The sequence below is a fragment of the Staphylococcus caprae genome (assembly GCF_002902725.1).
In the GTDB taxonomy this organism is placed as follows: domain Bacteria; phylum Bacillota; class Bacilli; order Staphylococcales; family Staphylococcaceae; genus Staphylococcus; species Staphylococcus caprae.
Genome location: NZ_PPRT01000048.1, coordinates 25,011 through 39,704, shown reverse-complemented (window position 1 = coordinate 39,704; position 14,694 = coordinate 25,011). Strand labels below are relative to the sequence as shown.

Annotated in this window: 13 protein-coding genes; 11 read left to right on the top strand and 2 right to left on the bottom strand. The window is 31.9% G+C overall.

The window, feature by feature from the left end; genetic code table 11:
* Positions 1–213: 213 nt before the first annotated feature.
* Positions 214–6,165 (top strand): SasC/FmtB family protein, encoded by a 5,952-nt coding sequence (locus CD155_RS09945; protein ID WP_103213234.1) that lies wholly within the window; start codon positions 214–216, stop codon positions 6,163–6,165.
* Between the two features lie 53 nt (positions 6,166–6,218).
* On the opposite strand, the gene CD155_RS09940 is transcribed toward CD155_RS09945, so the two are convergent.
* The gene (locus CD155_RS09940) at positions 6,219–7,508 is read right to left on the bottom strand and encodes an aminotransferase class I/II-fold pyridoxal phosphate-dependent enzyme (protein ID WP_103213233.1); all 1,290 of its coding nucleotides are present in this window, start codon (positions 7,506–7,508) and stop codon (positions 6,219–6,221) included.
* A gap of 191 nt (positions 7,509–7,699) precedes the next feature.
* On the opposite strand from CD155_RS09940, the gene CD155_RS13125 reads away from it, so the two are divergent.
* From CD155_RS13125 to pmtD, 7 genes are all read left to right on the top strand, one after another.
* Entirely contained in the window at positions 7,700–7,798 is a 99-nt protein-coding gene (locus CD155_RS13125; RefSeq protein WP_002445390.1) for a Trp-rich small protein, read from the top strand.
* Between the two features lie 250 nt (positions 7,799–8,048).
* Positions 8,049–8,219 (top strand): SE1626 family protein, encoded by a 171-nt coding sequence (locus CD155_RS09935; RefSeq protein ID WP_103213232.1) that lies wholly within the window; start codon positions 8,049–8,051, stop codon positions 8,217–8,219.
* 180 nt (positions 8,220–8,399) lie between these two features.
* The gene (pmtR, locus tag CD155_RS09930) at positions 8,400–8,777 is read left to right on the top strand and encodes a PSM export ABC transporter transcriptional regulator PmtR (protein WP_002445393.1); all 378 of its coding nucleotides are present in this window, start codon (positions 8,400–8,402) and stop codon (positions 8,775–8,777) included.
* The gene (gene pmtA / locus CD155_RS09925) at positions 8,777–9,676 is read left to right on the top strand and encodes a phenol-soluble modulin export ABC transporter ATP-binding protein PmtA (protein WP_103213231.1); all 900 of its coding nucleotides are present in this window, start codon (positions 8,777–8,779) and stop codon (positions 9,674–9,676) included. Before pmtR ends, pmtA begins: the two co-directional genes overlap by 1 nt.
* Positions 9,673–10,332, top strand: a complete 660-nt coding sequence (pmtB, locus tag CD155_RS09920) for a phenol-soluble modulin export ABC transporter permease subunit PmtB (RefSeq protein ID WP_103213230.1) — start codon at positions 9,673–9,675, stop codon at positions 10,330–10,332. Before pmtA ends, pmtB begins: the two co-directional genes overlap by 4 nt.
* Positions 10,333–10,352: 20 nt before the next feature.
* A complete protein-coding gene (gene pmtC / locus CD155_RS09915) occupies positions 10,353–11,225 on the top strand; it encodes a phenol-soluble modulin export ABC transporter ATP-binding protein PmtC (protein ID WP_103213229.1) in 873 nt (290 codons plus the stop codon).
* Entirely contained in the window at positions 11,225–11,956 is a 732-nt protein-coding gene (gene pmtD / locus CD155_RS09910; protein ID WP_070830489.1) for a phenol-soluble modulin export ABC transporter permease subunit PmtD, read from the top strand. The genes pmtC and pmtD overlap by 1 nt, the downstream gene beginning before the upstream one ends.
* A gap of 33 nt (positions 11,957–11,989) precedes the next feature.
* Here pmtD and CD155_RS09905 read toward each other — a convergent pair whose 3' ends face one another.
* Complete coding sequence (locus CD155_RS09905) at positions 11,990–12,553, bottom strand: thioredoxin family protein (RefSeq protein ID WP_103213228.1); 564 nt, start codon at positions 12,551–12,553, stop codon at positions 11,990–11,992.
* A gap of 166 nt (positions 12,554–12,719) precedes the next feature.
* Between CD155_RS09905 and CD155_RS09900 the strand changes: the two genes are divergently transcribed.
* The 3 genes from CD155_RS09900 (at position 12,720) to CD155_RS09890 (ending at position 14,660) form a co-directional block, all read left to right on the top strand.
* On the top strand, positions 12,720–13,205 hold the full coding sequence (locus CD155_RS09900) for a hypothetical protein (protein ID WP_037541850.1): 486 nt from the start codon (positions 12,720–12,722) through the stop codon (positions 13,203–13,205).
* 64 nt (positions 13,206–13,269) lie between these two features.
* The gene (locus CD155_RS09895) at positions 13,270–13,827 is read left to right on the top strand and encodes an HAAS signaling domain-containing protein (RefSeq protein ID WP_044466844.1); all 558 of its coding nucleotides are present in this window, start codon (positions 13,270–13,272) and stop codon (positions 13,825–13,827) included.
* Positions 13,824–14,660: a DUF4097 family beta strand repeat-containing protein gene (locus tag CD155_RS09890; RefSeq protein WP_103213227.1), complete on the top strand. Its 837-nt coding sequence runs from the start codon at positions 13,824–13,826 to the stop codon at positions 14,658–14,660. Before CD155_RS09895 ends, CD155_RS09890 begins: the two co-directional genes overlap by 4 nt.
* Positions 14,661–14,694: the final 34 nt, after the last annotated feature.

The window sequence follows — 14,694 nt, the reverse complement described above, 5'->3', positions numbered from 1 at the left end:
TTGGAGTACAGACATTATTGTTTGTACTCTTTTAATTTTCGTCAAAAAAATCATCAAAACTATCAATTTTTTAATTGTAAAAAATCGTGCTAAGTGTTATATTTTAACTTAAAGTTTTAGAAATTATAAGATATTTTATTTAATTTTTAGAATAGGCTATAACTGGATAGAAAATTTTCTATTATACAACTAGAGACATAAGGAGACAACAACATGAAGAAAAACAATAGAATATACAACTTAGATAACACAATCACTCGTTTTTCTATTAGAAAATATCAAGGTTTTGGAGCAGCAAGTGTAGCTGTAGCTGCATTTTTTATGATGGCAAACACCCATTTTGCCAAAGCTGATGTTAGTGACAGTAAAGAAACTAACGTTCAAATTCAAACACAGTCTAACTTAAATCAAACTAATGATTTAACAAAAGAATCGACACCTATTACAAAAGTAAATAATGTCAATAATGAACAAAAGAACCCTGAACCAGTTACTACGCAAAATTCTGTAGACAAGAGTAAGTTAAACCAACTTGTTGCACAATATAAAGCAATTGATTTAAGTCCCAAAACAGAAGAATCTATTAAAGCTTTTGAAGCGGATGTGAATGAAGCTGAACGTGTACTTAATAGTAATATGACGCAACAAGAAGTGAATCGATTTTATTATAAATTCTTAAATAGTGCAGGTAAATTACGAAATAAAACTACAATGGATTCAAATGGTTTAACTAATAATGATAACCAAAGAACTCAAAACAAAGAAACTATCCACACACCTCCACGTACTAGAATCAGTACAAATAGTCAACCTAAACATTTACCGCATGGTTCATATTTTAGAGCAGTAGATACAGCAACAAATACAGTAGCTTCCTCAGATCCATTAAGTAAAAATGAAACGGATGCTTCGATTAAAAATGGAGACTTTCGACAAGTATCAGGAGGAAACTTACCTACGAGGTCGAATAAGTTAACAATCGTCAGAGGAGTAGATCATTGGCATAGTTTATCAAAGGATGCTAATCCAGAATATCCTATACTTTTTACTCCAGCCGCTAAAGACTATGCAAATTTTATGAGTGATAACACAGATCCTTATGGTGTCGTTTTAGCACGTACGACTAATGGATGGAATCGTTCGGATGTAGACCCCCGAGTAGCGGGTATTTATCAAGATATAGATGTTACACCAAGGTCAGAATTAGTCATTAACTTTATATCAACGAGCCCTGCTTTTTCAGATGGAGTAGCTGGAGCTAAATTAAAGATATCAAATGTAGAGGGAACGCAAACACTATTTGATAAACGTCTTGATGCGATGCAAAATTTCCCTACTGGTTGGCTTAAGGCTATGGTTAATATTCCGGATGATATGAATCAAGTACGTATTACATTCATACCTATTTCGACTAATAACTTTATAACTACTCATGATTCAAATAGTGACGATGGATTTGGTAATAATCCCAATAATTATTATGGGGGTGCGGTAAGCCGTGTAACAGCCAACACCGGTGCATATGTAGTGTCAAGAATTAACCAAGTGAACTATGATGCCGTGGCTTCTACTCCTACTTCTAATGTAGCACGCGCAACAGTATCCTTAACTGTTGAAAATAAAGGTCACACTCAATCAAAAGAGACAACTTATAAAGTTGTACTTCCTTCAAACTCAAAATTTATTTCAGCGACTGGCGCTAATAGTAATTATAATGCGAATACCAATACTCTAACTCTGAATATAAGTAATATACATGGTGGAAATACGAAAGATATTTCGTATACAGTAGAGTTCGAGGCAATGCGACCAAAACTGGTTGATTTAAATGGACAAATATCATATAAGACCAATGCGCCTTTCCGTGGTGACGGTAGTCAAAAAACAGGAAACAATTCTGTTAATACTCAAACAGTCACGTTGAAAATGAATAAAACTGACTTAGAATCTAAATTGACAGAAGTTGAAGCTCATATTCGTGATTTAAAAGAATCTAATTATACAAATCAATCATGGAATGCGCTTAAAGAAAAAATTGCAGAAGCACAAAATATTGTGAATGAAGAAAACAATAATGTTGCTTTAGATAATAGAGCATCTCAAGCAACGATTAATACCGTTACTAATGAATTAGTTGTTTTAAAAGGTGAACTTAAGATGGTTCCACCTAGTAAACCTATTGTGAATGCCAATAATCAAGAGGCTAACGTAACTATAAGCCCTGCACTAGAAGCAGATAAAGTGAAAATTTCATATCATAATACAAATAATGAAAATGATACGCTCTTAGCTACCAAGTCAAATACTACATGGTCATTAGATAAACAAGTCCCAGGTATTACAATTAATGAAAATACTGGCGACGTTACAATCAGTTATTCAGCAGTTCAACCTGAGAGTCAAGTATCTGCTACAGAAACGACAGGAAACAGCGCTGATAGTGAACTAAGCGAAATAACAATGCCACGAAAAGAGACGACACCAGGGGCACCGACAATCAAAGCTAATCAAACCAATGCGACCGTGACAGTGACACCTGTTGGAGAATCCACAAAAATTGTCATTAAATATAAGAATAAAGAAAATCAAGCTGGCGAAATCATCGCGACTAAAACAGGTTCAACATGGTCACTAAATAAACAAGAAACTGGAATTACTATTGACGCAAACTCAGGCGACGTTACAATCAGTTATTCAGCAGTACACCCTGAAAGTGAAGTAACAGCAAGTGAAACAAAAGGCAATAGTGACGTGAGTCCAGAGAGCAAAGTGAATATGCCACGTAAAGAGCAGACACCAGTTCCACCAATTGTAAATGCCAATGAAGCACAAGCGAATGTGAATATCGTACCGAACGATGAATCCACAAAAGTAGTAGTTCAATATATTAATAATGGTGGCCAAGCAAGCACAGTTACTGCAACTAAAGAGGGAACAACTTGGAGTTTGGATAAAGATGTATCAGGAATTTCTATAAATTCAAATTCAGGACAAGTAACTATCAGTTATTTAGCAGTTCAACCGGAAAGTGAAATAACTGCAAGTGAAAAGAAAGGCAATAGCGATGCGAGTGAGGAAATCAAAGTAAAAATGCCACGTAAAGAATCGACGCCGCCAGCACCAACAATCAGTGCTAATGAAGAACAAGCAAGTGTGATTGTTACACCGAGCGATGAATCTACAAAAATGGTTATTAAATATTTAGATTTAGAAGATCAAATTAATTCAGTTACAGCAAGTAAAATCAATCATCAATGGTCTCTAAATAAACAGGTTCAAGGCATCACTATTGAACCAAATACAGGAAAAGTGGAAATAAGTTATCAAGCAACACAACCAGAAAGTGACATTATCGCAACAGAAACAAAAGGTAATAGTGATGAAAGTGGAGAAAGTAAAACAGTTATGCCAAGAAAGGAAGCTACACCTGAACCGCCAACTGTTAGCGCTAATGTAGAACAAGCAAATGTAAATGTGGAGCCAAATGATGAATCTACAAAAGTGATCGTTAATTATACAAATACAGATGGCCAAATCATTTCGATTAACGCTAATAAAGAAGGAACAGCATGGAGGCTTGATAAACAAGAAGAGGGAATTACTATCAATGAAAATACTGGAGAACTCACAATCAGTTACACAGCAGTCCAACCCGAAAGCGAAGTAACTGCAAGTGAAATCAAAGGAAATAGTGACGCAAGTGAACTAAGCAAAGTAAAGATGCCACGGAAAGAGTCAACGCCAGAGGCGCCTACTGTTAGTACTGATGATGTAGAAACTAATGTAAGTATCCTTCCAAACGATGAGTCCACAAAGTTAGAAATTAATTTTACAAATAAAGAAGGGCAATCAAGTAAAATTACTGCTATCAAAGAAGGGGAGATTTGGAATCTAGATAAAGAAGTTCCGGGGATAACTATAGAGCCAACTACTGGTGAAGTTACAATTAGCTATACAGCAGTTCAACCTGAAAGCGAAGTAAATGCAAGTCAAACAAAAGGAAATAGTGACGCAAGTGAAGTAGGTAGAGTAGTGATGCCACGCAAAGAGTCAACGCCATCAGCACCTACTGTTAAAGCTGATGTAAGTTTAGCAAATGTAAGTATCCTTCCAAACAATGAATCTACAAAAGTAATCGTTCAATTCATAAATAAAGATGGCAAGCTGGAAACAGCGATCACAACTAAAGAGGGAGCAATTTGGAGCATAGATAAAGAAGTTCCAGGAATTACTTTAGACACAACCACAGGAGAAGTAATTATTAGCCATACAGCAGTTCAGGCGGAAAGTGAAGTAACTGCGAGCGAAACCAAAGGCAATAGTGACTCAAGTGGATTAAATAAAGTAACAATGCCACGAAAGGAATCAACGCCGGATGCGCCAACTGTAAATGCAAATGAAGTACAAGCAAATGTAAGTATTCTTCCAAACGGTGAGTCCACAAAGTTAGAAATTAGTTTTACAAATAAAGAAGGCCAAACAACTACAGTTATCGCAACAAAAGAAGAACAAAATTGGATTCTAGATACAGAAGTCCCAGGCATTACTTTAAACACTAACACTGGTGAAGTTACAATTAGCTATACAGCAGTTCAACCAGAAAGTGAAATAACTGCAAGTGAAACCAATGGCAATAGCGATGCGAGTCAAACAAGCAAAGTAAATATGCCACGCAAAGAGCAAACACCAACATCTCCAACAATCGTTACTGATGAAGATCGAGCAAGTGTGAGTGTAATTCCTAACGACGAATCTACAAAAGTAGTTATTAAATACTTAGATTTAGAAGATCAAATTAGTACTATTACAGCAAGTAAAATTAATCAACAATGGTCTTTAAATAAAGTGGTCCCAGGCATCACAATCGAACCAAATTCAGGGAAAGTGGAAATAAGTTATCAAGCAACACAACCAGAAAGTGATATTATTGCAACAGAAAATAAAGGTAATAGTGATGAAAGTGGAGAAAGTAAAACAGTTATGCCACGCAAAGAGTCAACACCTGAACTGCCAACTGTTAGTGCAAATGAAATGCAAGCAAGCGTGAGTATCGTCCCTGTAGATGAATCTAACAAATTAGAAATTCATTACACAAATAAAGATGGACAAGCAAGCACAATTACTGCAACTAAAGAGGGTTCTACTTGGACATTAGACAAACAAGAATCAGGCATCACTTTAGACACAAACACTGGTGAAGTAACTATCAGTTATTCAGCAGTCCAACCAGAAAGTGAAATAACAGCGAGTGAAACCAAAGCTAATAGTGACGAAAGTGAAGTAAGTAAAGTAACAATGCCTCGTAAAGAGTCAACGCCAGAAGCGCCAACGGTCAATGCTAACGAAGCGCAAGCGAATGTGAGTATCCTTCCAAATGATGACTCAACAAAGTTAGAAATTCATTACACAAATAAGGATGGGCAAGCAAGCGCAATTATTGTTACAAAAGAGGGGACAAGTTGGATCCTAGATACAGAAGTCCCAGGCATCTCCATCAATCCAAACACAGGTGAAGTCACAATCAGTTACACTGCGGTACAACAAGAAAGTGAAGTAACAGCGAGTGAAACAAAAGGTAATAGCGACGCTAGTGAATCAAGCAAAGTAACAATGCCACGAAAAGAAGCCACACCTGAGCCACCAATTGTGAGTGCAAATGAAAAAGAAGCAACGGTTACAGTAAAACCAAATGATGGAGCAACAAAAGTTGAAATTCAAATTATAGATAAAAAAGGAAAAGCGATTCAAATTACTGTAAATAAAAAAGAAGCCCTTTGGTCTATAAATAAAAACATAAATGGTATTTCTCTTGATTCCATTACAGGTAAAGTAACAATAAGTAGTGAGACGGTTGAAGCAGGTAGTGTAATATCTACAGTTGAATATAGAGGTAATAGTGATAGAAGTAAGGTAATTAATATTAAAATGCCTCAAAAATTAATAAATAAAGAAAAAAATAAAACTAACACCTCAAAAGTAAAAACGAAAGCACATATCTCTGAAAAAGGAAAAGAAAAATCAAAAACAAAATCAAAACCTAAAACAAATAAAACTTTACCTGATACGGGAGAGACTAACGAAACAAATCGAACATTAATATCTAGTATATTGTTAATCGGCTTGATATTAATTCGTAAGTCACGTAAGAAAAAAGATACTATATAAAAACAAAGAAGAGTTACTCTCAATCGCTTTAATGAGAGTAACTCTTCTTTCATTTATCTCAAATCATCAATTGCTTTGGCAATAGATTCAAATACATGTGGAATATCTTCTTTTTCAACGCAGCTAAATGCAATACGAATATCTGTGTCATTTAATGCAATAATACCTATTGAGTAGTGATCAATTAAATGTTTACGTAAGGTTTCAGGATTTACGTGATTAACTTTTAACGCCATGAAGTATCCAGAGTTGAAATCATATGCTTTCCAATAGTCTGCATACTGTTCACTATATACAACTTCTTTTGTAATTTCATAACGTTCTTTAAGTGTTTGTATATTTTCGTCGATTTCTTTATCAAATTGATCATGATGCTGTAACACGTGCTTAATTGCACTTTGAGAAGGTAGTGGGCCACTTGAAATATTACTTCTAATTAGACCTTTCACTTTTGCTTCGAGAACATTTTTTGTAGTTTCATTTTCAGTACCAAAAGTCATGAAACCAACGCGGAAGCCCCAAGCAAAGAATTCTTTTGTTGCACCATCGAGACGAACAGGCAGAATATTTTTAGAATTCACTTGAGTTAAAGCAGTGAAAATAGATTGCGTGTATACATCTTCATAAAATAAACCATAGTATGCATCATCAACAACTGCAATGACCTTTGTACCTTTATTAGCAAGGTCTTGAATCGCACTAACGATTGTTTTAACTTCTTCAACGTTAGGTGTATAACCTGTTGGATTATTTGGATAATTTAAGAGCATAACTACCTTATCTTTATTGTAGTTTTGTAAGGTTTCAACAAGTGAATCTGTTGTAAAATGACCCTCATCATCGAAAATAGGGTATGTTTGAATGTTTGCATTATGTCGAGTATTAAATACGAGTTTATAGTTACCCCAATTATGAGTAGGTAAAAGAATCGTATCATCTGGATTTACAAATAAATCAGCAACTAATGATAAGCCATGAGTTAATGCATTAGTTACAATTGGGCGACTGATAACATCCTTAGTCAAATCATGATTCTCTTTAAGTATCTTCTCTTGCCATAAGTCGCGCAATGCTTCGATACCTTGAGGTGGTGCATATGGAAAAATTTCATCAGGAGTTAAATCATTAAACATATGATTTAATGAATCAGCATACATTTTACCGTTATTATTAGTTGCCATCCCGATTGTTGCATTGTATTTCGTACTTTTAGCTTCGGCAGATTGAGATAAGATGCCTTTAGGATAGAACATTTCTTTTCCTAAGTTAGACAACATCTCATATACTTCTAGGCTTGACTGTTTTAAATCGTTGTTTAGATTTTCGGCTAAAGGGCTCGTCATTTTCTAACCTCTCTTTAATAAAGTGTTTATATATATATTATCTTTAATTTGGTTAAAGATAAAGTATTGTTTACAAAGAATGAAAAAAGAAAAATTTCTAATCATAATCGAACATACGTTCTGTTTTTATGTTAGAATATTGTTAGGTCATCATCTTATATGACACTAATCAATTTGGGAGGTGTAGTATAATGACGTGGTGGCAAGACGGTTTAATAACATTGATTACAGGTGGCGTACTTGTTGTCTTTCGAATATGGTTAGAAATTAAATGGAAAGACAAGAGATGACCGAACACAAAAAAACCCCAAGTCTGCTGGTACCAGACCTGGGGTTGTGTAGTATAATTCGTGGATACAATTAAATTATAACATTGCACTAAATATACAGCAAACAATATTTTATTAATCCTAATTATAAAGCGATGATATAAGGCTTGTTTTATATTGGTACATTAAACCCTAAAGCAATAAATTCTTCTAGATAACTTCATTGATAAACTTTTATTTGATATAATTTTTATTGTATTGAGGTGAAATGATGAAGCACTTAACTAAAATATTAGTAGGTTTAGCGGTTGTGCTTTTTGTAGTAGGTTACTATTTACAAGCAACAGGACACGAATCGCAAGGGGTTAAACTTCTACTTGCAGCAATCATGTTTATGATTTGTGCTTTTCTAAATAGAAGTAATGAGCGTCGAAAGAAATAATTGATTGAAATGAATGGGCTTAAGTGAAGTGTTTACTTCGCTTAAGCCTTTTTGTGTATATACTTTATACTCAATTTTTCATTAGAAAGCACTTATTTGTAAGTAATTTGATATATACACTTTACAAATCTGTATATATTGTATATATTATGTATATACAGAAAGAAAAGGGGGACATCAATGAAATTAATTTTGAAAAACAACAGTGAACAACCCATTTATGAACAAATTAAGCAACAAATTAAAGAAAATATTTTAAAAGGTTATGTTGCTCCTGGCGAACACCTCCCATCAATGCGTGAGTTAGCTAAAGATTTGCAAGTGAGTTTAATTACTACTAAACGAGCTTACGAAGATCTAGAAAAGGATGGATTTGTGACTACTATAAGAGGCAAAGGAACCTTTGTTAAGGAGCAAGATAATTCAATTCTTAAGGAGAAACAATTCTTTGTCATTGAGAATTTAGCGAAAACAATGTCTAAAGAGGCGAAAACAATTGGGATGCCCTTAGAAGAATTGATAGAAATATTAACTTTAATTTATGAGGAGGAAGACTGATGAACGCGATTGAGCTTAAAAAAGTAAGTTATCAAACGAGCGAATTTCAGTTAAAAGATATCTCCTTTGAAGTTCCTAAGGGCTTTGTAACAGGTTTTATAGGTGGGAATGGCGCTGGTAAAACAACAGTTATTCGCTTAATTATGGATTTAATTCAATCTAAAAATGGTCAAATTTCTGTATTTGAAAAAAATATGAAGACAGATCCTGTTGAAATTAAAAATAAAATAGGTTTTGTTTATTCAGAGACGTATTTTAATGATAAATGGACAGCTAAAAAGTTAGAAAATATAGTCGCACCATTTTATAAAGATTGGGATCATAAATTATTTATTAATTATCTTCAGTTTTTCCAACTTCCTTACAATAAGAAAATAAAAACATTCTCAACTGGAATGAAAATGAAGTTATCATTAGCAGTTGCATTTAGCCATCATGCAGAACTATTCATTCTAGATGAACCTACATCTGGTTTAGATCCTCTTGTAAGGAATGAATTACTTGAGATTATACAACAAGAATTGATTGATGAAGATAAAACAGTGTTTTTATCTACACATATTATTTCAGATTTAGAGAAAATAGCAGATTATATTGTTTATCTACGAGATGGAGAGATTATTTTCAATGAGTCTAGAGATAAATTGTTTGAAAAATATAAAGTGATTAGTGGTTCCAATGAAGACCTAGATCAAGAGTTGGAGGAACTATTAATATATAAAGAAATAAGAAAAACTGGCTACATAGGCCTTACTGAACACTATCAAACGTTTAAAGAGTTATTTGGAAATAGAATAGAAATTAAAAATCCTACAATCGAAGAATTAATGATTTACTTAGAGAAAAATAAAAAGAAAAAAGACTTTAAATATTATCAACAAAGAGAGAAAAGTTTATGAAACAACTTCTAATAAGAAACATTAAACTTCGACGATGGACACTTTTAATTTATGGATTATTATTACTATTCTTTCCTTTTTATCATTTAATTGATAAACATCATCTAGTCTTCTCTGTTGTATCTGGTCCGATGGGTGTCATTTTAACGATTATTTGTTTAGTCGATGCTGGACATCTATTTAGGATTAATCGCAGGTTAGGTGGTTCACAGTCTTACTTGTTCTTTGGTAGTTTGCCAGTTTCAAAAAAGGATTTACTCAATGCCAACTACATCAGTTGCATAGTATTAACTTTGATTGGTGCTTTAATCATTAGTCTATATGGATATGAAACGAATACGATTAAAACGGATTCGATATCTTTTTCAACAACATATTCATTTATAATAGCGAATTTCTTTTCTATTCCAATCGCTTTTAGAAAAAGTACAGAACAAAAGAATAAGGACGTACCTTATATAGGATATGTATTCGGAATTATGATTGTATTACCGATTATTCTTTCTGCTATATTCATTTTGATTAATTATATTACTCGAAATGATAGTCATATCCCTACTATTTATTCATACTTTTTAAATTATGGATTATTGATGATAAGCATCATCTGTTTAATTATTAATTACGTGATTCAAATAAAAAAAATTAAAAACTAATCACTAGAGGGAGGTCTATTATGAAATTAGAACGTATTACTAAAAAATATGGACAAAATACAGTCATAGATGATGTCAACTTTGATTTTGCAAACAGTCAAATTGTTGGTCTTATAGGTAAAAATGGTGTAGGTAAGACAACTTTGATGAAAATTATGAATGGTAATATCATCAATTATCAAGGTAAAGTAGATTTATCTAAAGACGAAAATGTAGGTTTCTTAATTGAACATCCTAAACTTTATGATAATAAGTCTGGCTTATATAATTTGAAACTTTTTGCTCAAGTATTAGGAAAAGATTTCGATAAAGAGTACTCAGATCATATTATCGATGCTTTTGGTATGAGACCTTATATTAAGAAAAAAGTAAAAAAATATTCAATGGGTATGAAACAAAAATTAGCAATAGCTGTATCTCTTATGAATAAACCAAGATATTTAATATTAGATGAACCTACTAACGGCATGGATCCTGATGGTTCAATCGATGTATTAAAAACAATTCAATCTTTAGTAAAACAATTAGAAATGAAAATTTTAATTTCTAGTCATAAGTTAGAAGATATTGAGTTAATTTGTGATAGAGCGATATTCCTAAGAGATGGTCATTTTGTTCAAGATGTGAACATGAAAGATGGTGGCCCTGAAGACACTACAATTATCACTGTCGAAAATGAAGACTTCAACAAAACATTAGAATATCTAACTGAACATTATAAAGTACAACAGTCACAAAAAGATGCTGGTGAAATAATGATTAAAGCTCAAAAAGATTATAAACCACTACTTAAATCATTATCTCAAAAAGAGGTTTATCCAAAATATATTGAAACACGCAAAAGCTCTTTACGTGATACTTACTTTAATATTAATCAGAGAGGTGATAAATAATGAGAATTTTACAACTAGTCAAATATGATTTAATTAGTATTTTGAAAAGTCCTTTAACATACCTTGCATTGATACTAGTTATAGGAATGACTGTCTTCCAAGCAAGTATGCAAGCTGCATTCGCTAAGACTCACCAAGTAGATAATAATATGGTATTCATATTAGCAAACTGGTTATTCTTATTCGCTGGATTATTATTTATCATCAAAACTATCACTAGAGACTACTCTCAAGGTACGATTCAGTTATACATGAGTAAGGTAAGTAGTAGAATTGGATACATTATTGCTAAGACAATTTCAATAGTGTTAATTTCTCTCTTATTTACGTTACTTCATTATCTTGTAATCATTATTATTCAAGCATTTACTAAAGGTTCAAACGTTGATGGAGATAAATTCTTAAATAATATTTGGTTTTACCTTATATTCTTCCTATTCTTTGGACTATTCTTATTATTACTAACGTTAATTATTGAAAAGCCAGCAGTAATCTTTACTTTAGGGATTTTCTTATTACTTATCGTCCCATTCGTACAACCTTTCATAGGTTTAATCCCGCACATTGGTGACGATATCCAAAAATCATTTAAGTATATCCCATTCACTTACTTAACTGAGAAAATGACAGAAGACATTAAATTCTCACATTGGCAATGGTTTATTTCAATTGCTTCAATCGTTGTATTATTTATTGCTGACATTCTATATGCTGCTAAAAGAGATATTTAATCAGATAATACTGAGGCACATGCCTCAGTATTTCTATTTATACAAAAGTTTAGTAATGATTGAGTTATATACTGCTTTCCAAAATGAAGAATCAGTTTTAAATCTATTGGAAATTAATAGATGCGTTTCTTTTACTTTGTCATCATAATCAGGGTGGTCTTTACTTGGCAATTTATCATTTCTAAGCTCAGTGACGAATGTTTGAACTTCTTTAGCTCTTGGACCCCATACAGTGATTTGTTCATATGAATCATTCATAAATACAAATATAGGTATAGATCTTGATTTGCCGTTAGTTAGGTATTGGTCAATGAGATTTGTGTCATCATCTCTATGAAAAACTTTAACTTCAAGGTTTAATATTTCACTGATTTGTTTTAATATTGGGAGATTCATCATTGCATCTCCACACCAGTCTTCAGTGATGACTAATACCTTGGAATAATTTGTTTGTTGTAATTGCTTTATACGATCATCATCTGTAGGGGGGCTAAAGGATTTGTAAATTGACAATAAATTCTCTTTGTTGTCTTTCATTTGTTCAATGTACTGTTCTAGCGACTGACTTCTATTAAAATATGTTTGTAAACTTGTCATATAAGTAACCTCCTTTGATAATTTAGAATATTATAACAATTTTTAAACTTTAAAGATATTAATTAACTTAATTCGAACGTGATTCACAATGTGACTAAGTTGTTAGATGAAACTCAAAATTCCTTATGCTATATTAGTTAGAACAAGAGTGAAAGTGGTGACTCAAGTGCGAATACAAAATCGATGGGTGATTTCAACCCTTTTTTTGATTGGAGCAATCATTTTACTATTCGGAATTATGTACTATAAAAGTATTAAGACCGTAGATTTATCCAATTATACTATTAACAACATTAGTTTGAATGAACATTTTAAAGAAAAAGGATATGTATTAAATAAGAAGGTTAAATTAGATAGATTTAAATTTTATAATGATGAAAATCATAAAGATTTAACAGTTAAAGTAAAAAATAAAAACCATACTATAAAAGGTATTGTTCTAGTCAAAGATAAAAATGTTAAAACAAATTTTGGCATTAAAATTGGCGATTCGATTGATGAAGTAATAGACGAACTCGGAGACAGCTATAAAAGAAATATTGCTGGTAAGCATTATAAATCAATTACATATATAGATCGTGAGCATAAAATGAAGTTAAGCATACTTTATAAAGATGAAGTAGTAAAAAGAATAGAATTCTTCAGTAAATAAGTTTAGTTGAGGAATGTACGCTATTGCATATTCTTTAATTCAAATTCAGGAAGAGTGACAATATATGGATAAGATTACTTTTTTAAATGAATTAGAATTAGCCTTGGATGAGCTTCCTAGAAATGAAAAGGATAATAAGATGTACGAGTATGAAAATCTTTTTTATGAAGAGGAACTCAAGGGCAATAATGAAGAGCAAATTGTAAAAAAATTAAAGGACCCTTATGACATAGCTAAAGAAATTAAGGCAAAAAGTGCTATTAGTTACGCTAGTTCTAAACCTACGATTCAAAATATAGCTAAGGCAATCTTTGCATCTTTAAGTTTGGGAATCTTATCGATATTTATTATATTGATACCTGTCGTGATTATCGCATTACTTCTTTTGATTTTATTGTTTTTATCAATTTGTCTTTTATTTTCTCCTATAATATTAATCGTTTATTCATTACTTAATGGTTTTCATAACTCAATAAGTAATATATTATTTTCGATTTCATTGGCCGGTTTAGGAATTATTTTTATTGTTTTAACCTTTAAAATTATGCATATAGTACATAAACTGATTTTAAGATATTTACTATGGTACATAAAAACAGTTAAAGGAAGCGTTAGAGAATGAAGAAGCTTTTCATTAGCGGTTTAATTATATTTATTGTGTTTTTTATTGGTGGAACGATAACATGGTTTGCTTTTGATAAAGCTACTTATGAAAAGCAAAATTACTACAAAACGTTTAGTAACAATTTTAGTAATGTATCTGTAAATACGATAGGTTCAGAAATAAATGTTATAGAAGGTAAAAAATTTAAAATCGACTATAAAGGAGATAATGATATTTTCGTCTCCAAAAAAAGAAATACACTAAAAGTAACAGAAAAGCGAGCGACTAACAGAGGCTATGGTTTAAATTTTAATCCTTTTCATCGAAATAAGAAAAAACTTACTTTAGAAGTTCCAGATAAAAAACTGAAAAACTTGAATGTAGATTCGCTTATCGGTGATATACATTTAAAAAATTTGAAGGTAAATAATACAACTGTTATCAATCACCGTCTATTTTCAATGGATAATTCAAATTTGAATAATTTAAATTTTGGGAGCTCTGGTAGAAAAGCCAATATTAATGATTCTACTGTTCAAAAAGGTAATATAAAAATGAATTTAGGCAAAATATTAGTTAATCATAGCCAATTGAAAGATTCTATATTCTTATTGAATAGAGGTGATATTCTTATGAAGAATATGAAATCTTCAAATGATATTAAAGCCTCTACGAAACAAGGGAATATTAAATATAACTTTGGAGAAAAACCTAACGACACATTACTCAAATTACATCCTGGTCGAGGTAAAAAAGTTGTTAACAATAAGTACTTTAAAGAAGGCAAAGTAGGTAAAAGTAATAATATTTTAGAGTTTTATACTGTTGATGGTGATATAACTGTTGATTAATTTTAGTCGGACAGTATCATTTTCTAAGTATCAT